Source organism: Mesorhizobium sp. M4A.F.Ca.ET.050.02.1.1 (genome assembly GCF_003997725.1).
Taxonomy (GTDB): domain Bacteria; phylum Pseudomonadota; class Alphaproteobacteria; order Rhizobiales; family Rhizobiaceae; genus Mesorhizobium.
This window is the reverse complement of sequence record NZ_RZSG01001344.1, coordinates 1-766: the sequence shown is the minus strand read 5'-3', so window position 1 is coordinate 766 and position 766 is coordinate 1. Positions and strand designations below refer to the sequence as shown.

The 766-nt window shown below is 63.8% G+C and carries 1 protein-coding gene; it reads left to right on the top strand.

Annotated elements, in window-relative coordinates; all coding sequences use genetic code 11:
• The coding region (locus tag EOA33_RS37390; RefSeq protein WP_127407834.1) for a pyruvate dehydrogenase complex E1 component subunit beta at positions 1-766 on the top strand (766 nt) is incomplete at both ends.

Here is a 766-nt window from a genome sequence, read left to right as displayed (position 1 = left end):
AATTCGGACCGCGCCGCGTCGTCGACACGCCGATCACCGAGCACGGCTTCGCCGGCGTCGGCGTCGGCGCCGCGATGGCTGGCCTGAAGCCGATCGTCGAGTTCATGACCTTCAACTTCGCCATGCAGGCGATCGACCAGATCATCAACTCAGCCGCCAAGACGCTCTATATGTCGGGTGGCCAGATGGGCGCGCCGATCGTCTTCCGTGGGCCGAACGGTGCCGCCGCCCGCGTCGCCGCCCAACACTCGCAGTGCTATGCCGCCTGGTACAGCCATGTTCCCGGGCTGAAGGTGGTGATGCCGTACACGGCCGCCGACGCCAAGGGCCTACTGAAGGCCGCGATCCGCGATCCGAACCCGGTCATCTTCCTGGAGAACGAGATCCTCTACGGCCAGTCCTTCGACGTGCCGAAACTCGATGATTTCGTGCTGCCGATCGGCAAGGCGCGCATCCACAAGCCGGGCAAGGACGTTAGCATCGTCTCCTTCGGCATCGGCATGACCTATGCGGTGAAGGCCGAGGCTGAACTACGCGGCATGGGCATTGACGCCGAGATCATCGACCTCAGGTGGATCCGTCCGCTCGACTTCGACACCATCATCGCTTCGGTGAAGAAGACCAATCGCCTGATCGTGGTCGAGGAAGGTTTCCCGCAGAGCTCGGTCGGCGACCATATCGCCAACCAGGTGTCGCAGCGCGCCTTCGACTTCCTCGACGCGCCGGTCATCACCATCGCCGGCAAGGACGTGCCGATGCCTTACGC